We start from the raw sequence: 23,822 nt of genomic DNA, 5'->3' as shown, positions 1-23,822 counted from the left end.
AGTGATCCTTATTCGTAGTCATTTCTGTTAGAATGCGCGCGTTATTTTTTATTATCAAGGGGCGAGCATGTTCAAAAGGCTGTCATTATATACGTTATTACTTTGTCTTGTACCATTTTTTATTTGGGGTATTTCCTATCAGTGGCATGGCAATAGCCAATTAACTGAATCTGATTATTGGCTTTATTTGCTTACTGAAACGGGGAGTGTACCTTATGCGTTGATCACCTGTGTGTTATTTGCTCTTTTGTTTGCGTTTTTATTTAAAAATCCAAAACAATGGATATTAGGCGTAATTGTGATGGGGATTTCAGTTATTGCAACTCAAGCCGCAAAAACAGGGGCAAAAGCATTATTTGAAGAACCTCGTCCGTTCACCGTTTATCTAGCTGAGCAAACTCATTCAACGCCTGAAAACTTTTATAAAAATGACCGCACTTTGCGTGCTGAAATAGCTAAGGATTTTTATTCGATGGATGCCATCACGCCAGCTTGGTTGGTTCATCATTATGAAAATGAAACAGGGTATTCGTTCCCCTCAGGGCATACGATTTTTGCAGCAACTTGGCTGATGCTTGCTGTTGGCTTTACTCAATTATTAGGTAACCGTTCTTTTAAAGCAAAATTGCTGGTGGTGGGCATTGCGGTGTGGGGCTTATTGATGTTGATTAGCCGTGTGCGATTAGGCATGCATTACCCAATTGATTTATTGGTGGCGACATTACTGGCATGGTTGATTAATAGTATTATTTTTGCCTTTTTAAAGAAAAAGGCGATCTTCGTCATAAAATAATGATTTAAGTGCGGTTAAAATTTTGGCTAATTTTAACCGCACTTCTTTATAAAGGAGCAGATTATGTATTATGGTTTAGATATTGGTGGCACGAAAATAGAGCTTGCCGTATTCAATGAAAAATTAGAAAAATTATATTCTGAACGGGTGCCAACACCTAAAAGCGACTATGAAGAATGGCTTAACACGATTGTGGATTTAGTGAATCGTGCTGATGAAAAGTTTGGTGAAGTGGGCACCGTAGGTTTGGGCGTACCTGGTTTTGTTAATCAACAAACTGGATTAGCCGAAATTACCAATATTCGTGTGGCAGATAATAAACCAATTTTACGCGATTTGTCTGCGCGTTTAGGCCGTGAAGTGCAGGCAGAGAATGACGCAAATTGTTTTGCGTTATCTGAAGCGTGGGATACGGAAAATCAGCAATATCCGACTGTACTTGGTTTAATTCTCGGAACTGGTTTTGGTGGTGGCTTTGTCTTAAACGGTAAAGTTTATTCAGGTCAAGTAGGAATGGCGGGAGAGCTTGGTCATTTACAACTAAATTATCATGCCTTGAAATTATTGGGATGGGATAAAGCCCCGATTTATCAATGTGGTTGTGGCAACAAGGCTTGTTTGGATAATTATCTGTCAGGTCGAGGTTTTGAAATGCTTTATCGAGATTTGAAAAGTGAAACATTATCCGCTCGTGAAATTATTGATTTGTTCTATCAAGGCAATGAAAGTGCGGTAGATTTTGTGAATCTTTTTGTTGAATTGGCGGCGATTTCTATTGGCAATATCATTACGGCATTTGATCCACATATGATTGTGCTAGGCGGTGGATTATCTAATTTTGATTACCTTTATGAGGCTTTACCAAAAGCCCTTCCGCCTCATTTGATGCGGACAGCAAAAGTTCCACCGATTAAAAAAGCGAAACACGGCGATTCCGGTGGTGTGCGTGGTGCGGCGGCGTTGTTTTTAACCAAATAATTTAGCAAACTAACGGGCGTATTCGAATAATACGCCCTTTATTTTTGAAAAATATTTAGAATATTCTAAATTTATTAGATTTTTTCTTGTTTGTGTTTCTTTTCTTTAGAGAAATTTTTAAAAAATCTCGCCTTTTCATTGAAAACTCATACAATCAAATTATTTATCGCTTGAGGGATGATTATGGAATTTGAATTTTCAAAAATGTTAGAAGACGTGCTAACTTGGATAGTCGCACACCTTGATGGACCTTTATGGGATGCCACCATTATTATTTTGCTTGGGACGGGTCTATTTTTTACCATTACAACAGGATTTGTACAGTTCCGTTTATTCCCAGCAAGCCTTCGTGAAATGTGGTTTGGTCGTGCTGTAGAGGGAAGTTCGTTAACGCCTTTCCAAGCGTTTACGACAGGTCTTGCGAGCCGCGTTGGTGTGGGTAACATTGGTGGGGTTGCAACGGCAATCGCCTTAGGAGGCGAAGGCGCAGTGTTTTGGATGTGGGTAACGGCATTTATTGGAATGTCGAGTGCTTTCGCTGAATCCACTCTTGCTCAATTATTTAAAATTCAAGATAAAGATGGATCATTCCGTGGCGGCCCTGCTTATTATATTGTGCAAGGTTTAAAATCACGTTGTATGGCAGTGGCTTTTGCGCTTGCATTAATTTTTACATTTGGTTTTGCCTTTAATTCTGTACAGGCAAACTCCATTGTTGAAGCGACGAGCAATGCGTGGAATTGGAAAGGGGAATATGTCGGTATTTCATTAGTAATTTTGACCGCACTTATTATTTTCGGTGGCGTTAAGCGTATTGCGGTTATTTCGAGTAGTCTTGTGCCAATGATGGCGCTTTTCTATTTGATTATGGCTGTGATTATTCTTGGCATGCATATTGATATGATTCCTTCGGTGATTCATCGTATCATTCAAAGCGCATTTAGTTTTGACGCTGCCGCTGGCGGAATGTTTGGTGCGCTGGTATCAAAAGCAATGATGATGGGGATTAAACGCGGACTATTCTCTAACGAGGCTGGGATGGGTTCTGCGCCTAATGCGGCAGCGGCAGCTCACGTTAAGCATCCTGTTAGTCAAGGCTTAGTACAGATGTTGGGTGTGTTTGTTGATACCATGATTGTTTGTTCTTGTACTGCCGTGATTATTTTACTTTCAAATAATTATGGTAGCGAAACGCTAAAAAGTATTTCACTTACGCAAAATGCCTTGCAATATCACATAGGTGAATTTGGGGTGCATTTCCTGGCGTTTATCTTATTGTTATTCGCTTATTCTTCTATTATTGGTAACTATGCTTATGCGGAAAGCAATATCCGTTTTATCAAGAATAAACCTTGGTTTGTATTTTTGTTCCGTTTAATGGTGCTATTCTTCGTGTATTTTGGTTCGGTTCGTTCAGGCAATGTGGTGTGGAATTTCGCAGATACGGTAATGGCAGTCATGGCAATCATTAACTTAATTGCAATTTTGATGTTGTCGCCAATCGTATGGAAATTGATGAAGGATTATCAACGCCAGCTTAAAGAAGGAAAAACACCAGAGTTTAAAATTGACGACCACCCTGAATTACGTAAGAAAATATTTGATTCCCGCATTTGGAAATAAAGATAAAATGGCTAGAAAGAAATTTTTAGCCATTTTTAGTTTACTCATATATTGCGTTTTATCATTAATATCGTGATAAATTGAAAATAATCCCCGATAGCTATTGTTCTAAGTGGGTAAAAAGGGTATATTCCGACCCAAATTTTTTCTTTTTTACAGAACGGAGTTTATTATGTTTGGTTTATCCCCTGCTCAAATGATTATCTTATTAGTGGTCATTTTATTGGTTTTCGGTACGAAAAAATTAAGAAATGCGGGTTCAGATCTTGGCGCTGCTGTGAAAGGCTTTAAGAAAGCAATGCAAGATGACGAAAAAGCAAAAGATGCAGAATTTAAGTCTATTGACAATAATGCAACATCTACAAAAACTGAAACTACAAAAGAGAAAGAACAGGCTTAATCCGTGTTTGATATTGGTTTTTCAGAACTTGTTTTGTTAATGGTGGTTGGTCTAGTTGTTCTAGGGCCGAAGCGTTTGCCTGTCGCTATTCGCACAGTGATGGGCTGGGTGAAAACGATTCGTGGTTTAGCTGCCAATGTGCAAAATGAGTTGAAACAAGAACTAAAATTGCAAGAATTACAGGATAGTATCAAAAAAGCTGAATCTTTGAACTTGCAAACCCTTTCACCAGAATTGAGTAAAACGGTGGAAGAATTAAAAGCTCAGGCAGATAAAATGAAAGCAGAGCTAGAAGATAAAGCGGCTCAAGCTGGTACAACGGTGGAAGAGCAAATCAAAGAAATTAAAAGTGCGGCCGAAAATGCAGAAAAGCCTCAAAATGTGGCATTAACTGAGGATTCTACAGAAACTTTACCTGAAGTAGAAAAAACACCTGCAGATTTAACCGCACTTGAAGCCCACGAGCAAGCAGAATTGACGGAGCGTTTATCTGATTATTATCCACCTGATGATGTTGAAATTGCTCCAGCACCAAAATCTCAATCTTCAAAAACTGAATCATAGCGAGTTTTTATGAGTAATGTGGATGAATCTCAACCTCTAATTACACACCTTGTTGAGCTAAGAAACCGTTTATTACGCTGTGTGATTTGTGTGGTATTGGTTTTTGTCGCATTGGTGTATTTTTCCAATGATATTTATCATTTCGTTGCTGCACCTTTAACGGCTGTTATGCCAAAAGGTGCGACAATGATTGCAACGAATATTCAAACGCCTTTCTTTACACCAATTAAATTGACAGCGATTGTTGCTGTTTTTATTTCTGTTCCTTATTTGCTTTATCAAATTTGGGCTTTTGTTGCGCCAGCATTGTACCAACATGAAAAACGGATGATTTATCCGTTGCTATTTTCAAGTACGATTTTATTTTATTGTGGCGTGTCTTTTGCTTATTACGTTGTATTCCCGTTTGTATTTAGTTTCTTTACACAAACTGCACCAGAAGGTGTTGCTATTGCAACAGACATCAGCAGCTATTTAGATTTTGCTTTGGCATTATTTTTAGCGTTCGGAGTGTGTTTTGAAGTACCGATAGCCATCATTCTACTTTGCTGGACTGGCGTAACAACAGTAAAAGCACTTTCAGGAAAACGTCCTTATATTATTGTGGGCGCATTTTTTATTGGCATGCTTTTAACGCCTCCTGATGTTTTTTCACAAACTTTACTCGCAGTACCGATGTGCTTGCTCTTTGAGCTTGGTCTATTAGTAGCTCGTTTTTATCAACCCAAAGATGATGAAAGTGCGGTTGAAAACAACGATGAATCAGAAAAAACAGAATAATAAATCGATTAATATGTTAAATAGGGGCTTAGCCCCTTTTTTATTGCATTGATGGCATCGTCGTGTTGCTTTTTCATAAAACAATATCTTTTCTTTATTCACGAATAAATGTGATTTATAGCTTAGTAAAAGTTTCGTATTTTTACCGAAAACATCATCATTTTATTAGGTTATTATCTTTATTTTTATTTTCTATCTAATAAATTGGGTGATTTTTTAGATAATTTCTTTCTGTTTTGTTTTTCTTTAAATTTCCTTCATGAAAATTATTGCAACGTTAAATCAGTCATTGCATATTGTCAGTGCGCCCTATGAGGCGAGCATAATAAAAAAAACACAATACACACAACATTAACAACAAAGAAGGAAATTCATTATGTCAACAGTTGCTTCCTTAGATGCATTCTTAGCAAAAGTCGCTCAACGTGATGGTCATCAACCAGAGTTTTTACAAGCAGTGAGAGAAGTGTTTACTTCTATTTGGCCTTTTTTAGAAGCTAATCCTAAATATCGTTCAGAGGGATTATTAGAACGTTTAGTTGAGCCTGAACGTGCATTTCAATTCCGTGTAGCTTGGACTGATGACAATGGGCAGGTGCAAGTTAACCGTGCATTCCGAGTGCAATTTAATAGTGCAATTGGTCCATTTAAAGGTGGTATGCGTTTCCATCCATCAGTGAACTTATCTATTTTAAAATTCTTGGGTTTTGAGCAAATTTTTAAAAATGCTTTAACTACATTGCCTATGGGCGGAGCAAAAGGTGGTTCAGACTTTGATCCGAAAGGGAAATCAGATGCAGAAGTCATGCGTTTTTGCCAAGCATTGATAGCTGAACTTTATCGTCATGTAGGGGCAGATACTGATGTGCCAGCAGGTGATATTGGTGTTGGTGGGCGCGAAGTTGGTTATTTAGCTGGCTATATGAAAAAATTATCGAACCAAGCTGCATGCGTATTTACTGGTCGTGGATTATCTTTTGGTGGTAGCTTAATTCGTCCAGAAGCAACGGGATATGGATTAGTTTATTTTGCTCAAGCTATGTTGGCTGAAAAAGGCGATAGTTTTGCGGGAAAAGTTGTATCGGTTTCAGGTTCTGGTAACGTAGCGCAATATGCTATTGAAAAAGCATTATCGCTTGGCGCAAAAGTGGTGACTTGCTCTGACTCATCAGGCTATGTTTATGATGCTGAGGGATTTACTACTGAAAAATTAGCCGCACTTTTAGAAATTAAAAATGTGAAACGTGGTCGAGTGAAAGATTATGCAGAACAATTTGGTTTGCAATATTTTGAAGGTAAACGCCCTTGGGAAGTTAAAGTTGATATTGCGCTTCCTTGTGCAACTCAAAATGAATTAGAACTTTCTGATGCTCAACTTTTAATTAAAAATGGCGTGAGATTGGTCGCTGAAGGCGCCAATATGCCAACTACCATTGAAGCAACAGAAGCGTTACAGGCTGCTGGTGTATTATTTGGGCCTGGTAAAGCGGCTAATGCTGGTGGTGTGGCGACTTCTGGTTTAGAAATGGCGCAAAGCTCACAACGTTTGTATTGGACTGCAGAAGAAGTGGATGCACAATTGCATCGTATTATGTTAGATATTCATGCAAACTGTAAAAAATACGGCACGATTGAGGGGCAAGAAAATATTAACTATGTGGTAGGCGCAAACGTAGCAGGTTTTGTCAAAGTTGCTGATGCCATGTTGGCACAAGGTGTTTATTAATCCTTAAAATTTCAAATAGAAAATAACCGCACTTTAAAAAAGAGCGGTTATTTTTTCGGATAAAATTTGAATATAAGAAAGGCGACATTGAGTCGCCTTAGAGATGTTATTTATTTGAATTGTTTTCATCGCAATGATTAATATCACTACATTTCCCGTAAAGATATAAACTATGCGCTTTTAATTTAATGCCATATTTTTCGCTAATTTCACGTTGGCGTTGTTCAATAATATTATCACTAAATTCAAATACTTTTCCGCAATCTTCGCAGATAATATGATCATGGTGTTCAGTTGGTGCTAGCTCAAATACAGATTTATTACCTTCAAAATTGTGACGAATTAAAATATTAGCTTCATCGAATTGGTTTAATACTCTGTAAACTGTCGCTAAGCCAATTTCACTCCCTTGATCAAGTAGAATTTTGTACACATCTTCTGCTGAGAAATGTTCATTTTTGTGTTCTTGCATTAAGCTAAGAATAGTTAAACGAGGTTCAGTGATTTTTAATCCAGCTTTTTTAAGTAATTTAATGTTTTCTTCAGACATAAAGTTCCCTTCCTTTTATGTGAAAAATTCTAAGCGATCTCGGCTAAACACATTTCATCGTAAATTTGTTTACACCATTTTTCCACACGTTCTGCAGTGAGTTCAGGTTGGCGATCTTCATCAATACACAACCCAATGAAAGTTCCGTCTTCTAATAATGCTTTTGATGCTTCAAAAGTATAGCCTTCAGTTGGCCAGTTACCTACAATGATTGCGCCGCGCGGTTCTACAATGTCGCGCACGGTGCCGATAGCATCGCAGAAATAATCAGCATAGTCTTCTTGATCGCCACAGCCGAAAATACCTACGAGTTTATCTGTAAAATCGATTTCTTCTAACGTTGGGAAAAAATCATCCCAGTCAGCTTGTGCTTCGCCGTAATACCAAGTCGGAATACCGAAAAGTAAGAAATCATATGCTTCAATATCTTCTTTGCTACTTTTTGCAATATCACGAATATCGATTAAGTCATTACCTAATTGTTTTTGGATCATTTTTGCGATGTTTTCGGTATTGCCTGTGTCACTGCCATAAAATAGACCAACAACTGCCATTTTTCTTTCCTTTTAAAATTTAACGTATTGATTATAAATAGGGGATATTCCCTAAATTGTGTGGGAGTATACTACAAAAGTATTCTCATTTAAATTAATTAATTCTTATTTACAAATCGCTCTATCGCACGTATAACAAATTCAGGTTTTTCAGCATGTACCCAGTGGCCACAACCACTAATAGTAAAAGACGTCGCATGAGGAAATTGTTCTAAAATTTTTTCGCTATTCTCTATTTTTATATAAGAAGAATTTCCGCCTTTAATAAACAGCGTCGGCGTGAGTACATGCACCTTTTCCCAATCCATAATGTTAGCGTAATTGTTGAAAAGTGCAGTGAGATTAAACCGAAAATAATCAGGTGAATTGGGTTCAAAAGATTTCAGCATAAATTGCACGACATCCTGATCATCAATTTCCTTTTCTAAGAGCGGTTTGGCTTCTTGACGAGTTTGAGGTGCTGCATTTTTTACAGCGAACAAACCATTAAATACATCTTTATGTCCAAATCCTTCGTAAGGCAGGGGAGACATATCAATTACAATTAATTTTTCGACTAATTCTGGGCAAAGTGCGGTGATTTTCATGGCGGTTTTTCCCCCCATGGAATGGCCAATTAATATCACTTTGGATAAATTTAAGTGGTGGATTACCGCGATAACATCTTCAGCCATAAGTTGATAATTCATTTTTTCCGAATGAAAACTATGGCCGTGATTGCGCAGATCTACGCGTAAAATATTGTAATTTTCGCTAAAAGCTCTGGCGATGATACCAAGGTTATTCATATCTCCGAATAAACCGTGAATAAAAACTAAAGTTGGAGAATTAATCGTTTGTTTTACTTGATGAAATTGATAATTGAGCAATGAATTTGCCATAATTTTTGCGTGAGAATTTGTAAAGAAGTCGCTATAATTAAAAAAATTCTAGCAAACAGAGAGAAAAAAATGAAGATCATTGAAGTTGATGAAGAATTATACCAATACATTGCGAGCCAAACCCGCTCTATTGGGGAAAGTGCTTCGGATATTTTACGCCGTTTGCTTAATTTACCGGCACATGCGAGTGTTTTTGCCGATGGCTTAACATTTGCTCCGGCTGAAAATAACGAAAAAACAGAATCAAAAGTAGAAGTACAGCCCGAACCGGCTAAGTCAGAAAGTGTAAAACTGACGAAAAAACAGCCGATAACGGCGATTAATCAGATTGTAGAAAAAGTTCAAGCCTTATTAAAATCGACAGAATTTCAAGAGGAAGGCAAAGCTGTTACGCGTTTCTTGGCTATTTTGCGCGTGCTTTATCGCACTAATCCTGAGAGTTTTGCGCAAGCCACAGAATCTTTACAAGGCCGCACCCGAGTTTATTTTGCTCGAGATGAAGCAACATTGTTAATGACTGGTAATCATACAAAACCAAAACAAATTCCAGATACGCCTTATTGGGTTATTACTAACACAAACAGTGGTCGTAAAATGCTGATGTTGGAAGGCGCAATGCAATCAATGGATTTGCCTGAAAGTTTAATTGACGAAGTGCGGGCATATTTCACGGTAAATTAATGATGTATCCTTGGCAAGCCTTTGCTATCCAACCTAAGTTTTCTCATAAAATCGCCTTGCGCACTGCACAGGGCGATATTTTTAATTGGGCGCAAGTAGCCGAGAAAGTGAACCAAACTGTTTCCTTCTTACAAAATAAAGGTGTAAATCCTGAAAGTGCGGTTGCTTTTGTCGGAAAAAATACAGAAAACATTTTATTTTTATATCTTGCTGCAATCCAACTGGGTGCAAAAATTCTAGGCATTAATCCGGCGTTTCCTCAAGAAAAAATTGAAGAATTATGTGAGATTCATCACATCGATTTTTGTTTTTGTGATGAAGATTTGAGGGATTTTCCAATAGCTGACTTCTCTATACAAAAAGCTGATTTCTTTCGCCCTGCAACAATGACGCTCACGTCTGGCTCGACAGGTTTGCCAAAAGCAGTAGTACATAATGTTCAAGCGCATTTAGATAATGCGAAGGGCGTATGCGAATTGATGAAGTTCGATAGTGCATATTCTTGGCTACTTTCCTTGCCGTTATATCATGTTTCAGGTCAAGGTATTGTTTGGCGTTGGTTGAGTTGTGGCGCTGAATTGCATTTTCCGAAAACGGATTTTTACGCTTCATTATTGGAGGCGACTCACGTTTCTCTTGTGCCAACGCAATTACAGCGTTTATTAGATTATTTACAGGAAAATCCGAGTATTTCATTTGCTACGCGTCATATTTTACTGGGTGGTGCGCATATTCCGACAGAACTTACACAAAAAATGGTGAAATATGGTATCGAAACGTATTCTGGCTACGGAATGACGGAAATGGCGTCTACGGTTTTTGCCAAAAAATCTGATGAAAAACAAGGCGTGGGGCAACCTTTATTAGGTCGAGAATATCGTTTGGTGAATGATGAAGTTTGGCTAAAAGGCGCGGGTTTGGCGATGGGGTATTGGAAAGACCAACAAATTTTTCCATTAACCAATAGCGACGGCTGGCTTCAGACAAAAGATAAGGGCATTTTGCAAGATGGCGAACTGGTTATTATCGGACGACTTGATAATATGTTTATTTCAGGCGGTGAAAATATTCAGCCAGAAGAAATAGAGCAAGTGATGCTGAAAAATGCTATGGTGAAACAAGTTTTTGTTTTACCCAAAGCCGATCATGAATTTGGCTATCGTCCCGTTGCGATTGTTGCTTTGAATGAACCCTTTAATCAAAGTGCGGTCGAAAAACTCACTGAATTTTTACAAGATAAATTGGCTCGCTTTAAACAGCCAATAGCTTATTATGAATTGCCTGTAGATTTATCTGCTGGCGCAATAAAAATATCACGTAAAGTGCTTGCCGATTGGTTAGCAAAACAAATAAACGAACAATAAAAAATACAGGTAAATTATGAAAACATCACGTTTTTTCACCGCACTTTTAGCGACAGCTTTAATTGGTTGGGCGACGGTGCATCCAACATTGGCTGCAAATAAAAGCAATATATTATTACCTACGGACCAAGATCTCTCTGCAGATTTAGCTGATGCGCAAAAAATGGCTGATGGTGATGTAAAAACAGCACTTATTAATGAATTGCAAACCTCTTTGGATTTATTGCAGCTCATTCAAACTCAACAAAAAAATAATGAAGATTTACATGATGTTTTAGCCCATGCTGATAGTGAAATTAAGAAAAATAATGCAGATTTATTGGCGTTTAAGAAGCAGTTAGAACAATCTAAATCAGTCGATTATCAAGCTCAAAATTTAGCGGATTTACAGGCTACATTAAGTAAACTTAATGCTCAACAGCAGGAAACCCAAACAGCATTAAGTAAAGCGAATACTCAATTAGCGGGGCAAAGTTCTGTATCTGAGCGTGCACAAACCAGTCTTACTGAGAATTTGAAACGCACACAAGAAATTAATCAACAATTAGCCGATAGCAATCTTACAAAAACTTTACGTCAAAAAAATCAAATAGAATTGCAGTTGATTGATTTAAAAAACGCTTACAACCAAGATTTATTGAAAAATAGCGATCAGCTGACATTGCTTTATCAAAGCCGTTATGATTTGTTGAATGCTCGTTTGCAACTGCTACAACAACAAATTGTGGCGATCCAAGAAGTGATCAATCAGAAAAACTTAGCGCAAACTCAAAACCAAGTAGAACAAGTTCAACAACAGCAACAAAATAGTGCGAAAAATGCTTATATTCAGAAAGAATTGGCGCGTAATGCAGAGTTGAGTCAATATTTGTTGCAACAAACGGAAAAGACGAACATCTTGACGCAAGATGATTTAAGAATGCGTAATGTGTTTGATAGTCTCACTCAAACTCAACATACCATCGAGGAGCAAATTAGTGCATTACAAGGTACGTTGGTGCTTTCTCGTATTATCCAGCAACAAAAACAAAAATTACCGACGAACTTAAATATTCAAGGTTTATCAAAACAAATTGCGGATTTACGGGTACAAATTTTCGATATAACTCAAAAACGTAATGAACTTTATGATTTAGATGCCTATATTGCCAAAGTCGAATCAGATGAAGGTGAGAAATTTACTCACGCTGAAAAAACACAATTAGTTAATTTATTAACTGAACGTCGTAAAATGGCTTCTGACTTAATTAGGTCATTGAATAATCAACTTAATTTAGCTATTTCTTTAGAGCTTACTCAGCAACAAATTACTCAAATTAGTGATCAAATTCAATCAAAATTGGAGCAACAAAGTTTCTGGGTTAAAAGCAATAATCCTATTAATTTAGATTGGTTTGCTGAATTGCCTCGAGCCTTTATGGCGCAAGTTGATGGTATTGTGAAAAAAATTGGTTTACCCACAAATTACAGTAATTTGCCTTACTTACTGATGTACTGCTTAGGCTTGTTTGTCGTGGGTGGTGCTATTTTTAAATTTAAAGATCGTATCAAACAACGTCTGTCAAAAATTAACGGCGAAATTAACCGATTAAAATATGATAATCAGTGGAATACCCCACAAGCTTTATTGCTTACTGCATTTTTAACGCTTTCTGGGACTTTATGGTTTTTAGCCATTTGTCAAATGCTTGGTTTCTTCTTTATGAAAAATCCAACTGAGTTTTGGGATTGGTCGTTTAGTATGGCGGGCTATTGGTGGTTCTTCACGTTTTGGCTTTCTTTATTCCGTCCGAATGGGATTTTTGTCCGTCACTTTGAATTTTCTCAACAAAGTGCGGTGCGTTTTCAAAGTGTAATTAAACGTATTGTTGTAGCGGTTGTTTTATTACTGAATACATCAGTATTTAGTAACGTGACTGATTATGGGTTGGCAAATGATGTGATTGGACAAGTAAATACGATTGTTTCATTGCTGTTTTGCATTATTATCATCGCACCACGTTTTAAAAATGTGCTACGTTCTTACGAAGATGAGAAAAAAAACCATAACCACATTATCGTCAAAATTGTTCAATTTGGTTTACAGATTATTCCTGTTGGCTTAGTGCTATTAGTCGCATTGGGATACTATTACACTGCGTTGAATTTAATACAGCATCTGATTAATTCTTATATAGCCTGGTGTGTGTGGTGGTTAATTCGCCAAGTAATTTATCGTGGTATTACTGTATCATCTCGTCGCTTGGCTCATCGTCGTTTAGAAGAAAAACTCCGTCAAAAACAAGCAGGCTTTAATGATGGTTCGACATCCGATGATGTTGTTGTTCTGAATGAAAAAGAAGAAGGTTTAGCGTTAAATGAAGTGCGTAGTCAATTATTACGTTTTGCTGATCTCTTTATTTGGACTGCGTTGATTGGAATTTTCTATTACGTTTGGTCAGATCTTGTCACGGTGGTAAGTTATTTGCGTGAAGTAACTTTATGGCAGCAAACGACGACTACTGAAGCAGGTACAGTGACAGAAAGCATTACTTTATTTAATCTTCTTGTTGCCTTAGTTATCGTAGGGATTACTTATGTATTGATACGTAACATTTCGGGTATTTTAGAAGTATTGATTTTCTCTCGCGTGAATCTTTCACAAGGTACGCCCTATACCATTACGACGTTGCTCACTTATATTTTTATCGCTATTGGTGGCGCGTGGGCATTTGCAACCTTGGGTATGTCTTGGTCAAAATTACAATGGTTATTCGCCGCACTTTCTGTTGGCCTTGGTTTTGGTATGCAAGAGATTTTTGCTAACTTTGTTTCTGGTATTATTTTGTTATTTGAACGCCCAATTCGAGTAGGCGATACCGTTACAATTAATGACGTGAGTGGGACCGTTGCGAAAATTCGTATTCGTGCAATTACGTTGATTGATTTTGATCGTAAAGAAGTGATTGTGCCAAATAAATCTTTTGTAACAGGGCAGGTAATTAACTGGGCACTTTCTAACACTATGACGCGTTTAGTGATCAATGTTGGTGTCGCTTATGGTTCTAATCTTGAATTAGTGAAGAAATTATTGCTACAAGCCGCAAATGAGCAGACAACAGTATTAAAGGATCCTGAACCAAGAGCCTATTTCTTGAGTTTTGGTGCCAGCACCTTGGATCACGAATTGCGCGTTTATGTTGCTCAACTTGCTGAACGTACAAATACGATTGATGCACTTAATCGCCGTATTAATGAGCTCTTTGCAGAAAACAATATTGATATTGCATTTAACCAACTTGATGTTTTTATCAAAAATAATGATACTGGCGAAGAAATGCCTTTTATTGAAGTAAAAAAATAAGTGAGAAATTATGGCTGGTAACACAATCGGACAACTTTTTCGTGTGACAACTTTTGGGGAGTCACATGGTATTGCATTAGGCTGTATCGTTGATGGGGTACCGCCAAATCTTGAATTATCAGAGAACGATATTCAGCCAGATTTAGATCGTCGTAAACCCGGGACATCTCGATATACCACACCGCGTCGTGAGGATGATGAAGTTCAAATTTTATCTGGTGTGTTTGAAGGAAAAACGACAGGTACAAGTATTGGAATGATCATTAAAAATGGTGATCAGCGTTCGCAAGATTATGGCGATATTAAAGATCGTTTCCGCCCAGGACATGCGGATTTTACCTATCACCAAAAGTATGGAATTCGCGATTACCGTGGTGGTGGGCGTTCATCAGCGCGTGAAACAGCAATGCGAGTTGCTGCAGGAGCGATCGCAAAAAAATATTTACGCGAACATTTTGGTATTGAAGTCCGCGGTTTTTTAAGCCAAATCGGTCATGTGAAAATTGCACCGCAGACTATCGGAGAAATTGATTGGGAAAAGGTAAATAGCAATCCATTCTTTTGTCCTGATGAAAGTGCGGTAGAAAAATTCGATGAATTGATCCGTGAGCTTAAAAAAGAAGGGGATTCTATTGGCTCTAAACTTACCGTTATCGCTGAAAATGTTCCAGTCGGATTAGGCGAGCCAGTATTTGACCGTTTAGATGCAGATCTTGCTCACGCATTAATGGGAATTAATGCAGTAAAAGGCGTCGAAATTGGTGATGGTTTTGCTGTAGTTGAGCAACGAGGAAGTGAACATCGTGATGAAATGACCCCCGATGGATTTGAAAGCAATCATGCCGGTGGAATTTTAGGGGGAATTAGTTCTGGTCAACCGATAATCGCCACGATTGCACTAAAACCGACTTCAAGTATTACGATTCCTGGTCGTTCAATCAATCTTAATGGTGAAGTCGTAGAGGTTGTAACAAAAGGTCGACACGATCCTTGTGTGGGTATTCGTGCTGTACCCATCGCAGAAGCCATGATGGCGATTGTTTTATTAGATCATCTATTACGTTTTAAGGCACAGTGTAAATAATCTTAGTATAAGATGGGAGTCTGTGCCTAGGGTAGGTATACCCTAGGTTAGTTTGATGTTACCCCTTTGGGGTAGGTGGAAAGTTCTTCAATGGGGCTGAACTTAAGGTGTACCTATATGTGAGTCTGTTCCTAGGGTAGGTATACCCTAGGTTAGTTTGATGTTACCCCTTTGGGGTAAGTATAAAGTTCCCCAAAGGGGAACTATTTTTCTAACCGTGGGTATACTTACCCACGGCAAAACCTAGGATATACTTACCCACGGCAAAACCCAGAGTATGCTTATCTACAAGCAAGACCTAGAATATATTTACCTACGGCAAAACTTTAGAATGAATAAAATTTTATTAAAAACAACCATAATTTTTACCGCACTTTTCTCTCTGAACATTGTTGCGTCTCCTCTAGATTGGCAAAAAGTGAAACGTCCTATTCCAAGTGATGATGGGAAATCAAAACCTATTGGTAGTTATACCAATGGGTGTATTATTGGGGCGCAAGCATTACCAGCGAAAGGTGAAGGTTACCAAGTGATTCGTATGAATCGCAATCGCTATTATGGTCATCCAAATATGATTCAGTATCTTGAACGTTTGGGACAACGCGCTAAAGCTGCTGGGTTACCAACTATGTTAGTGGGCGATATTGCCATGCCCGGTGGCGGACGGTTTTTAACGGGTCATGCTAGCCATCAGATGGGATTAGATGCGGATATTTGGTTAAGAATGGGCGAAATGTCAGATGCCGATGCGCTCAATTCTGATGGTAAAGGTTTATTAGTTGTGGATAGAAAGGCACAACGAGTCGATGAGCGCGTGTGGAATAGCAATCACGCGACGTTAATCAAATTAGCCGCGCAAGATCCAAGTGTGACGCGTATTTTTGTTAATCCCGCGATTAAGGTAAAATTATGCCAAACCGCTGGCAATGATCGTGGTTGGCTACACAAAGTTCGTCCTTGGTATGGACACGACTCTCATTTTCATGTTCGTTTAACTTGCCCAGCAGATGCATCTTATTGTGAAAATCAAGCGCCTGTGCCTGCCGGTGATGGTTGTGGAGACGAATTATATTCTTGGTTTGAACCACCAAAACCAGGCACTTCAGTGAGTAAACCTAAAGTGACGCCACCTGAGCCGTTTTTGTGCCAACAAATTTTAAATTCCCCGAATCGGAGTGAATGGTTAGAATAGCATTAAGGTAAATCAATATGGATATCGGAATTGATCTTTTAGCAATATTGTTTTGTGTTGGTTTTGTCGCATCATTTATCGATGCGATTGCTGGCGGTGGTGGATTAATCACTATTCCAGCATTGCTCATGACAGGTATGCCACCGGCAATGGCGTTAGGCACCAACAAATTGCAAGCTATGGGGGGCGCATTATCCGCAAGCCTTTATTTCTTGCGAAAAAGAGCGGTTAATTTACGCGATATTTGGTTTATTTTGATTTGGGTTTTCTTAGGCTCTGCCCTAGGTACATTATTAATTCAATCAATTGACGTGGCGATTTTCAAAAAAATTCTGCCTTTTTTGATTTTAGCCATTGGTCTATATTTTTTATTTACCCCTAAATTGGGCGATGAAGATCGAAAACAGCGTTTAAGTTACATGTTATTTGGTCTTTTAGTTAGCCCATTTTTAGGTTTTTATGATGGCTTTTTTGGGCCCGGGACTGGCTCAATCATGAGTTTAGCCTGTGTTACTTTGCTAGGATTTAATCTCCCGAAAGCGACGGCACATGCAAAAGTGATGAACTTCACTTCGAATCTTGCTTCTTTTACGCTTTTCTTATTGGGCGGACAAATTCTTTGGAAAGTGGGTTTTGTGATGATGGCTGGGAGCATTTTAGGTGCAAATTTAGGCGCCAAAATGGTGATGACGAAAGGTAAAACCTTGATTCGACCGATGGTTGTTATCATGTCTTTTATGATGACGGCTAAAATGGTTTACGATCAGGGTTGGTTTCATTTTTAATTCGGAAAGCGCGCAAAAGTGCGGTTAAAATTAATTTCATTTTATTATGTCGGATAATCAACAAAATTTACGTTTGACGGCGAGAGTGGGCTATGACGCACACTTTTCATGGTCGTATTTAAAGCCTCAATATTGGGGAATTTGGCTCGGTATTTTCTTTTTATTGTTGTTAGCATTTGTGCCTTTTCGTCTGCGCGATAAATTGGCGGGAAAATTAGGTGTATGGATTGGACATAAAGCAAAGAAACAGCGTACGCGTGCACAAACTAACCTGCAATATTGTTTCCCTCATTGGACTGAACAACAACGTGAGCAAGTCATTGATAAAATGTTTGCGGTTGTTGCACAAGTTATGTTTGGTATTGGTGAGATTGCCATCCGTTCAAAGAAACATTTGCAAAAACGTAGCGAATTTATCGGTCTTGAACATATCGAACAGGCAAAAGCTGAAGGCAAGAATATTATTCTTATGGTGCCACATGGATGGGCGATTGATGCGTCTGGCATTATTTTACACACTCAAGGCATGCCAATGACTTCTATGTATAATCCACACCGTAATCCATTGGTGGATTGGCTTTGGACGATTACACGCCAACGTTTTGGCGGAAAAATGCATGCTCGTCAAAATGGTATTAAATCTTTTTTAAATCATGTTCGTAAAGGCGAAATGGGTTATTACTTACCCGATGAAGATTTTGGAGCCGAGCAAAGCGTATTTGTTGATTTCTTTGGAACTTATAAAGCGACATTGCCAGGATTAAATAAAATGGCAAAACTTTCTAAAGCGGTTGTCATTCCAATGTTTCCTCGTTATAACGCTGAGGCTGGCAAATATGAAATGGAAATTCATCCAGCAATGAATTTAAGTGATGATCCTGAACAATCAGCCCGAGCAATGAACGAAGAAATAGAATCTTTTGTTACGCCAGCGCCAGAGCAATATGTTTGGATTTTGCAATTATTGCGTACAAGGAAGGATGGCGAAGATCTTTATGATTAAGAATAGGGTTTGAAAGTCATATTCTCGAAAACCGATATTCAACAAGGTAAATAAAAATGGAAGAAAAAATTCGGCTGACGCAATACAGCCATGGTGCAGGTTGAGGCTGTAAAATTTCGCCTAAGGTGTTAGGGACAATTTTACATTCAGAACTGGAAAAATTTTATGATCCAAATCTGCTCGTTGGCAATGAAACCGCAGACGATGCGGCAGTGTATGATCTTGGTAATGGAACTGCAATTATCAGTACTACAGACTTTTTCATGCCAATTGTGGATGATCCTTTTGATTTTGGACGAATTGCCGCGACCAATGCCATCAGTGATATTTTTGCTATGGGCGGCAAGCCGATTATGGGCATCGCCATTTTAGGTTTTCCAACCAATGTATTACCTGCAGAAGTTGCACAGAAAATTGTTGATGGCGGTCGCTTTGCTTGCCATCAAGCAGGTATTGCTTTGGCGGGGGGGCATTCCATTGATTCGCCTGAACCTATTTTTGGTTTAGCCGTGACAGGCGTGATTGACACTGAAAAAGTGAAACGTAATGCGTCTGCAAAATCAGGTTGTAAGCTTTATATGACAAAACCGCTTGGTATTGGTATTTTGACGACGGCGGAGAAAAAAGGAAAACTCAAACCAGAACATCAAGGTTTAGCCACTGCCGCTATGTGCCAAATGAATTCCATTGGCAGTCAATTTTCCCAAGTGGATGGCGTCACAGCAATGACTGATGTCACAGGATTTGGTTTACTTGGTCATTTGATTGAAATCTGTGAAGGTTCAAATCTAAGTGCGGTAATTTTTTCAGACAAAATTAAAACCTTGGACGGTGTAAAAGATTATATTGCACAAGGTTGCGTCCCAGGTGGAACAGGGCGTAATTTTGAAAGTTATGGACATAAAGTGGGTCTATTAAACGAAGAACAAAAAGCGATTTTGTGTGATCCTCAAACATCAGGCGGTTTATTAGTGGCAGTTGAGCCTAATAGCGTTCAAACGGTAATTGAAATAGCCAAAGATGCAGGAATTGATTTATATGAAGTAGGTGAATTAAAGCCTAAAAAAGTAGAAAAAACGGTTTTAATTGATATCTATTAGGGATTATGTAAGTTTTAAAAGCTCAATGAAAAGGCTAACTTTTAAAAGTTAGCCTTTTGTTTCTTTATTTTTGGGTGATATTTTACATTATTCTTATTTTAGTGAGTTTATTGATAATATAGTGTAAACGTCGTTGCGGCTTTTACTTCACCGCCTGCAACGGGAACACTCTGATTATTAACATAATATACGTCGAAATTGTTTCTAGAATAACCGCTTCCTGTGGCATCTGCCATTTGGAATTTCTTACCAAATTTAATTGAAGTGTTATTATCGTGTTGTTTTAAGCGTAAGGAAACCCCTTGCGCTTTTCCTGTACCTGTTTGAATGTTTAATAAATCATTATTACCATCGTTAGTCGTGCCATTTAGTCCATTGAAAGTGACAAATACTTTAGGTGGTTTAAGCTGACTTCCTTCTTTATTATTTTCTCCAGTACAATTTACATCTAGGGAAAAATTCCCTCCCAGCGCTTCTAAACTACCAGTACTCCCGCTTGCAGTAGGGACTATCTCTCTCTTATAAATCTCTCTTAACGGGATATTTTGATCTGAGCTACCATTTATTAAGCAAGATTTAATAGGGTTTGAAATTACGAGTCCATTTGTTGAGAGATTAACCAATGCATTTGATCTGTCATCTAACTTAAACGTCGTATAGGGTGGTTTTTTTAATCGTGTTGTATTAGATTCCGTTTTTATTTGAAAAATAGGCTCATTTATTACTGGAATTGTGTAACTTGTACCGCTAGCCGGTTTATTCAATAGTATATAACGCGCTCTGACGACGGCTCCAAATGAGCCAGTACTTCGACTAAATCGAATTTGATTTGTGCCAATAACTGTTTCTCGATCATTCACTTTAACAGGAGAAAGAGACCATGAATTACTTCTCATTCTGGCATCAAAGATCAAGCCTAGGTTAGGATGACTATTTAATTTATATACTGTATAACCATCATAAGTCCTTCCAGTTGATGTGAGGTTACTTTGCATAACTAATTTCATCGTAATGGTAAACGGATCTAAGACATCTGTTCCTCTTTCATTGGTGAGCTGACTTAAATCAAAGCAAGCGGTGCCTGTTTCTGGGGTTGAGAACCAGTCAGAAATAAATTCATCTTGATCTTTTCTAAAATATTGAGTTGTTAAATTTAAATTTGAACCATTATTACCTCTAATCTCGTATGTCATGCTATTACCATATCTTCTAGGAGCGTCTACTTGAATACAAGCAAATGTTTCCCGCATCCCTAGCATCAGTAAAATAGTTGTGGCTATTTTATAAACGGATTTATTCATTCTTATTTCCTTATTTATTTAATCTTAAGGGTAACTAATTTCAAATTCTGCTCGAGCAGTGACCTCGCCAGCAGTAGCACTCCCTGTTGCATAATATTGAGCATAATAATCAAATTGGGGCTGAATGATTTTTCCCCCAAGCTGAATACCTGTATTTGCAGTTTTTGCAGAATCGGCAGCTGTACCATCAAGTAGCATAATTTGATTACTAGTTGCATTAATTAATTGAATCGAGACATGTTGTGCGCCCGTTGTAGTAAGATTATTTAATAATCCATTTGTGGCATTTGCATTCTTAAACTTAATCTGTGCTCTGCCATTATCTTCAGCATTACATTCTTTAAGTTTGATAGTAAATTTAGTTTTACCTGCAGTTTGCCCTGCAACAGCTAAACGGTTAGTCGCCACAGTGGGAAGTACCACTAATTGATCGTCGCTACCAATTTCTACTTTACAGGTGCCATCATCTTTTACCAATCCTGTAAAAGAAATCGTTCCTGTAGAAGACGCATGACTGCAAGTAGTACTTGCCAGTAACAGGGTAAACAGCACTAAATAAGAGCTGATTCTTTGTTTCATGATAAATTCCTTTATTTTTCTATGGGTAAACACATTGCGTCATATGTTTGGGCTTCTAAGCTATCAAGATTTTCTAACTTAACTTGGTAATCAAAATAGCATTGCTCATTATGATTTGGTCCCCAATTGACTGTAAGTCTTCCTTTTTCTTGTTGTAATTGACCAGCAAATAACATACCGCCTTGCACCACATACCCCACAAAATTGCCTTTATCATCTTGTGCAGTCGCTGCCATTGGCACATTTTCACCATTGGATTGAGTTAAATTAAACAACACCATCACATTTTTATGAGTACTAAACTCTACTAAATTAATCGCATTAGCACGTGGAATGATTTGTTGTTCAGTGGCATTAAATTCAATGTTGCCAGAAATATCTTTCGGATCAATACGAACATAGTTGATTGAATAAGGCATAGTGTAAGGAATAATACCATTACCAAAATAATCAATACGTTGATTATTGCCTTGAATTAACGCGCCAGATGCATCTTTGGCTCGTACAATAGCAAAGCTATCTCCCACTTGTTGCCCTAATGTCACGCCATATTTATGAGCAACAATAGAACCGCTTGCGCCTAATCCTATTTGACGGTTATGGCTATTTTCCTGCGAAATGTTCATACGGTAGCTACCAAAACGACCCGTATAGCCACCATTTGCGCCAATACCACGATATTGATGATTATTTTTGGATACATTTACACCATAATGCCATTGGTTCTGCTCTCCCATTGTGCCGCTAACACCAATTCGATTGTAGCTGTATCCAGAATTATCACGAGAATAAGAAGAGCTAACCGTATGTTTACCTTCACCAAGTGGTAAACTTAGATTGATATAAATAGCATTATCTCGTTTGCTACTTTCGCTATTGGTCGTTTGTGATAGCGTAATGTTATAGTTCAATTTTTTGTAACTATTCGCATAGGCAATCTGATATTCATTATTTGTTCCACTTTCGCCCCAATAATTATAAGTCTGCCCGACCAAATACAAATCACCGTAATCCCCTAAGGTTTGATTGATAGAGAATTGATATTGGCTTTTTGGACGTTGAGTGCGTACATTAACAAATTCATCGTAAATATAATCACGATGGTTAATTGCCAAGGTGTCACGTAAAGTATAGAAATGACGGGATGAATAGCGATAGGCTGCCAACGTAATATTAGTACCTGTGCTATTAAAATTAATACTGTAAGTTCCGTGTAAACTATAACCTTTCTTATTTTCCTTTTCTTCTGGGAAAGTAGCATGTGACCAAGTAGAGTCCGCAGAAAAAGCACCAATCGGCGTATTTAAACCAAAACCAAGTAAAGCAGCACGATAGTTTTTACTGTAAATTACGCCACCATTTAAGGTCAAATTATTAAACAAACCATATTGTAGAGTGGCTTGAGTAATTGGATCGACGTATTCGTTATTCCAATGGCGATAACGACCTGATGCAATTTGATAGCGATATTGCCCAACACGGATCAAAGGAGCGACATTAGAAAATGGCACCGTAAAAGTGCGGACAGAACCATCACTTTCTTGGATCTCTACTAGAAGATCACCGTTATATCCACTTGGGTATAAATCAGAAATAACAAAAGGACCTGCTGGCACGGAAAGTTGATAAATAATGTTGCCATTTTGCTTAATCGTGACATTGGCGTTACTATTTGCCACACCTCGTACAACAGGCGCAAATCCACGTTGTGAAGGACTTAGCATACGATCATCAGAAGCAATGCGTACTCCACGCATACCAAAACTTTCTCCAACTTGTGCGCTAGTATAAAAATCACCTAAGGTGACATTTCCGCGCAATAGTTCAAAATCGCGCTGAACATAGGTCTCACTTGGCTGATATTTAGAATAGGTATAACGGAAAGAATTTTCTTTGCTTCGGCTATTAACTTGGTTATAAAAACCAGTGTGGCGGAACGCTAAAGAACCGATATTCAAGCCCGCTCTCACATTGCCATAAAGGCTGTCACTTATAGAGCTTTCCGTTTGATAGCGGTAGTAATTTAAATCATAATTTAAAAATGCCGCCGTCGTTCCACTTTGCCAACGTTTTGGCGAAATGTATCCACGAGGTCGTTGAACCGTTAAAGCTTGCGGTATTTCAAAATCTAATTTTAGTTCGCCAGTTTTATAAACAAAGGTGCTCTCTGGTATTGCATCCTTAACAAATACGCAATCTTCATTACTTCCTTGTTTGATAATCGCCGCAGATTTTAGATCTAATACATCTTGTAGTTCTGGCGTTAAACAAAGTTCAGCTCGACCTTCCGAATTATCAACAAAGCGTAACGTTTCGTGACCTTTTAATTGATTATTTACCCAAATATCTGCTCGATACTCTCCTGGTAATACCGCATTTGCCTGATTAAAACGGGCAAAATCTACGCCTAAAACAGAACCACCGCCCCAAAGGGAGGCATCAAATTCATCGCTATAAGCTTGGTTACCATAAAGCCCTAAAGCACATAAAATAGCAAGAGAAGAGCGGTTAAAATGGGATAATGTTTTTTGAATACGCATA

Annotated in this window: 21 protein-coding genes; 15 read left to right on the top strand and 6 right to left on the bottom strand. The window is 38.2% G+C overall.

Translation table 11 applies throughout. The annotated features are described in order from the left end of the window. The first annotated feature begins 67 nt into the window (after positions 1-67). The 7 genes from DV415_RS02680 (at position 68) to gdhA (ending at position 6,864) form a co-directional block, all read left to right on the top strand. Positions 68-793, top strand: coding sequence for a phosphatase PAP2 family protein (locus DV415_RS02680; RefSeq protein WP_118790683.1), 726 nt, complete (start codon positions 68-70; stop codon positions 791-793). A 63-nt stretch (positions 794-856) separates the two neighbouring features. Beyond that, positions 857-1,771, top strand: a complete 915-nt coding sequence (gene nagK, locus DV415_RS02675; RefSeq protein ID WP_118790681.1) for an N-acetylglucosamine kinase — start codon at positions 857-859, stop codon at positions 1,769-1,771. Positions 1,772-1,954: 183 nt separating this feature from the next. After that, positions 1,955-3,394: an alanine/glycine:cation symporter family protein gene (locus tag DV415_RS02670; RefSeq protein ID WP_192878549.1), complete on the top strand. Its 1,440-nt coding sequence runs from the start codon at positions 1,955-1,957 to the stop codon at positions 3,392-3,394. A gap of 172 nt (positions 3,395-3,566) precedes the next feature. Then, entirely contained in the window at positions 3,567-3,794 is a 228-nt protein-coding gene (tatA, locus tag DV415_RS02665) for a twin-arginine translocase TatA/TatE family subunit (RefSeq protein WP_192879074.1), read from the top strand. 3 nt (positions 3,795-3,797) lie between these two features. Further along, entirely contained in the window at positions 3,798-4,358 is a 561-nt protein-coding gene (gene tatB / locus DV415_RS02660) for a Sec-independent protein translocase protein TatB (RefSeq protein ID WP_118790676.1), read from the top strand. Positions 4,359-4,367: 9 nt separating this feature from the next. Further along, positions 4,368-5,138 (top strand): twin-arginine translocase subunit TatC, encoded by a 771-nt coding sequence (gene tatC, locus DV415_RS02655; protein ID WP_009500069.1) that lies wholly within the window; start codon positions 4,368-4,370, stop codon positions 5,136-5,138. Between the two features lie 376 nt (positions 5,139-5,514). Next, on the top strand, positions 5,515-6,864 hold the full coding sequence (gene gdhA, locus DV415_RS02650) for an NADP-specific glutamate dehydrogenase (RefSeq protein ID WP_005630640.1): 1,350 nt from the start codon (positions 5,515-5,517) through the stop codon (positions 6,862-6,864). 106 nt (positions 6,865-6,970) lie between these two features. On the opposite strand, the gene fur is transcribed toward gdhA, so the two are convergent. From fur to DV415_RS02635, 3 genes are all read right to left on the bottom strand, one after another. After that, positions 6,971-7,414, bottom strand: coding sequence for a ferric iron uptake transcriptional regulator (gene fur, locus DV415_RS02645; RefSeq protein ID WP_046938890.1), 444 nt, complete (start codon positions 7,412-7,414; stop codon positions 6,971-6,973). Between the two features lie 29 nt (positions 7,415-7,443). Further along, on the bottom strand, positions 7,444-7,968 hold the full coding sequence (gene fldA / locus DV415_RS02640) for a flavodoxin FldA (RefSeq protein WP_046938891.1): 525 nt from the start codon (positions 7,966-7,968) through the stop codon (positions 7,444-7,446). 98 nt (positions 7,969-8,066) lie between these two features. After that, the gene (locus DV415_RS02635) at positions 8,067-8,849 is read right to left on the bottom strand and encodes an alpha/beta fold hydrolase (protein WP_118790674.1); all 783 of its coding nucleotides are present in this window, start codon (positions 8,847-8,849) and stop codon (positions 8,067-8,069) included. Positions 8,850-8,918: 69 nt separating this feature from the next. Between DV415_RS02635 and seqA the strand changes: the two genes are divergently transcribed. The 8 genes from seqA (at position 8,919) to selD (ending at position 19,401) form a co-directional block, all read left to right on the top strand. Then, entirely contained in the window at positions 8,919-9,530 is a 612-nt protein-coding gene (seqA, locus tag DV415_RS02630) for a replication initiation negative regulator SeqA (protein ID WP_005630657.1), read from the top strand. A 2-nt stretch (positions 9,531-9,532) separates the two neighbouring features. Next, complete coding sequence (menE, locus tag DV415_RS02625; RefSeq protein ID WP_118790692.1) at positions 9,533-10,894, top strand: o-succinylbenzoate--CoA ligase; 1,362 nt, start codon at positions 9,533-9,535, stop codon at positions 10,892-10,894. Positions 10,895-10,910: 16 nt separating this feature from the next. Then, entirely contained in the window at positions 10,911-14,237 is a 3,327-nt protein-coding gene (mscK, locus tag DV415_RS02620) for a mechanosensitive channel MscK (RefSeq protein ID WP_118790673.1), read from the top strand. Between the two features lie 10 nt (positions 14,238-14,247). Next, the gene (gene aroC, locus DV415_RS02615) at positions 14,248-15,321 is read left to right on the top strand and encodes a chorismate synthase (protein ID WP_118790671.1); all 1,074 of its coding nucleotides are present in this window, start codon (positions 14,248-14,250) and stop codon (positions 15,319-15,321) included. A 331-nt stretch (positions 15,322-15,652) separates the two neighbouring features. Next, a complete protein-coding gene (gene mepA, locus DV415_RS02610; protein WP_118782356.1) occupies positions 15,653-16,513 on the top strand; it encodes a penicillin-insensitive murein endopeptidase in 861 nt (286 codons plus the stop codon). 17 nt (positions 16,514-16,530) lie between these two features. Next, positions 16,531-17,298 carry a TSUP family transporter gene (locus tag DV415_RS02605; RefSeq protein WP_118776479.1) on the top strand — a complete coding sequence of 256 codons (768 nt, stop codon included), beginning with the start codon at positions 16,531-16,533 and terminating at the stop codon, positions 17,296-17,298. A 46-nt stretch (positions 17,299-17,344) separates the two neighbouring features. After that, complete coding sequence (lpxM, locus tag DV415_RS02600) at positions 17,345-18,301, top strand: lauroyl-Kdo(2)-lipid IV(A) myristoyltransferase (RefSeq protein WP_118790670.1); 957 nt, start codon at positions 17,345-17,347, stop codon at positions 18,299-18,301. Between the two features lie 56 nt (positions 18,302-18,357). After that, positions 18,358-19,401, top strand: a complete 1,044-nt coding sequence (gene selD, locus DV415_RS02595; protein WP_118794411.1) for a selenide, water dikinase SelD — start codon at positions 18,358-18,360, stop codon at positions 19,399-19,401. Between the two features lie 107 nt (positions 19,402-19,508). On the opposite strand, the gene DV415_RS02590 is transcribed toward selD, so the two are convergent. From DV415_RS02590 to DV415_RS02580, 3 genes are read right to left on the bottom strand one after another with little or no spacing between them, the layout of a single operon-like run. Beyond that, positions 19,509-20,702, bottom strand: coding sequence for a fimbrial protein (locus DV415_RS02590; RefSeq protein ID WP_118794410.1), 1,194 nt, complete (start codon positions 20,700-20,702; stop codon positions 19,509-19,511). A gap of 24 nt (positions 20,703-20,726) precedes the next feature. Next, positions 20,727-21,281, bottom strand: coding sequence for a fimbrial protein (locus tag DV415_RS02585; protein WP_118794409.1), 555 nt, complete (start codon positions 21,279-21,281; stop codon positions 20,727-20,729). 11 nt (positions 21,282-21,292) lie between these two features. Next, positions 21,293-23,821 carry a fimbria/pilus outer membrane usher protein gene (locus DV415_RS02580; protein WP_118794408.1) on the bottom strand — a complete coding sequence of 843 codons (2,529 nt, stop codon included), beginning with the start codon at positions 23,819-23,821 and terminating at the stop codon, positions 21,293-21,295. Position 23,822 lies beyond the last annotated feature (1 nt).

The organism is Haemophilus haemolyticus, from assembly GCF_003490595.1.
GTDB classification, from domain to species: Bacteria; Pseudomonadota; Gammaproteobacteria; order Enterobacterales; family Pasteurellaceae; genus Haemophilus; species Haemophilus haemolyticus_L.
This window is presented reverse-complemented; position numbering and strand designations above follow the sequence as displayed.

Bases quoted from the DNA above. Each gene is read 5' to 3' on its own strand.
- tatA (WP_192879074.1), top strand. From the start codon at position 3,567: ATGTTTGGTTTATCCCCTGCTCAAATGATTATCTTATTAGTGGTCATT.
- gdhA (WP_005630640.1), top strand. From the start codon at position 5,515: ATGTCAACAGTTGCTTCCTTAGATGCATTCTTAGCAAAAGTCGCTCAA.
- DV415_RS02680 (WP_118790683.1), top strand. From the start codon at position 68: ATGTTCAAAAGGCTGTCATTATATACGTTATTACTTTGTCTTGTACCA.
- DV415_RS02670 (WP_192878549.1), top strand. From the start codon at position 1,955: ATGGAATTTGAATTTTCAAAAATGTTAGAAGACGTGCTAACTTGGATA.
- mepA (WP_118782356.1), top strand. From the start codon at position 15,653: ATGAATAAAATTTTATTAAAAACAACCATAATTTTTACCGCACTTTTC.
- DV415_RS02635 (WP_118790674.1), bottom strand. From the start codon at position 8,849: ATGGCAAATTCATTGCTCAATTATCAATTTCATCAAGTAAAACAAACG.
- menE (WP_118790692.1), top strand. From the start codon at position 9,533: ATGTATCCTTGGCAAGCCTTTGCTATCCAACCTAAGTTTTCTCATAAA.
- nagK (WP_118790681.1), top strand. From the start codon at position 857: ATGTATTATGGTTTAGATATTGGTGGCACGAAAATAGAGCTTGCCGTA.
- DV415_RS02580 (WP_118794408.1), bottom strand. From the start codon at position 23,821: ATGCGTATTCAAAAAACATTATCCCATTTTAACCGCTCTTCTCTTGCT.
- DV415_RS02585 (WP_118794409.1), bottom strand. From the start codon at position 21,281: ATGAAACAAAGAATCAGCTCTTATTTAGTGCTGTTTACCCTGTTACTG.
- fur (WP_046938890.1), bottom strand. From the start codon at position 7,414: ATGTCTGAAGAAAACATTAAATTACTTAAAAAAGCTGGATTAAAAATC.
- tatC (WP_009500069.1), top strand. From the start codon at position 4,368: ATGAGTAATGTGGATGAATCTCAACCTCTAATTACACACCTTGTTGAG.
- DV415_RS02605 (WP_118776479.1), top strand. From the start codon at position 16,531: ATGGATATCGGAATTGATCTTTTAGCAATATTGTTTTGTGTTGGTTTT.
- fldA (WP_046938891.1), bottom strand. From the start codon at position 7,968: ATGGCAGTTGTTGGTCTATTTTATGGCAGTGACACAGGCAATACCGAA.
- aroC (WP_118790671.1), top strand. From the start codon at position 14,248: ATGGCTGGTAACACAATCGGACAACTTTTTCGTGTGACAACTTTTGGG.
- DV415_RS02590 (WP_118794410.1), bottom strand. From the start codon at position 20,702: ATGAATAAATCCGTTTATAAAATAGCCACAACTATTTTACTGATGCTA.
- lpxM (WP_118790670.1), top strand. From the start codon at position 17,345: ATGTCGGATAATCAACAAAATTTACGTTTGACGGCGAGAGTGGGCTAT.
- seqA (WP_005630657.1), top strand. From the start codon at position 8,919: ATGAAGATCATTGAAGTTGATGAAGAATTATACCAATACATTGCGAGC.
- mscK (WP_118790673.1), top strand. From the start codon at position 10,911: ATGAAAACATCACGTTTTTTCACCGCACTTTTAGCGACAGCTTTAATT.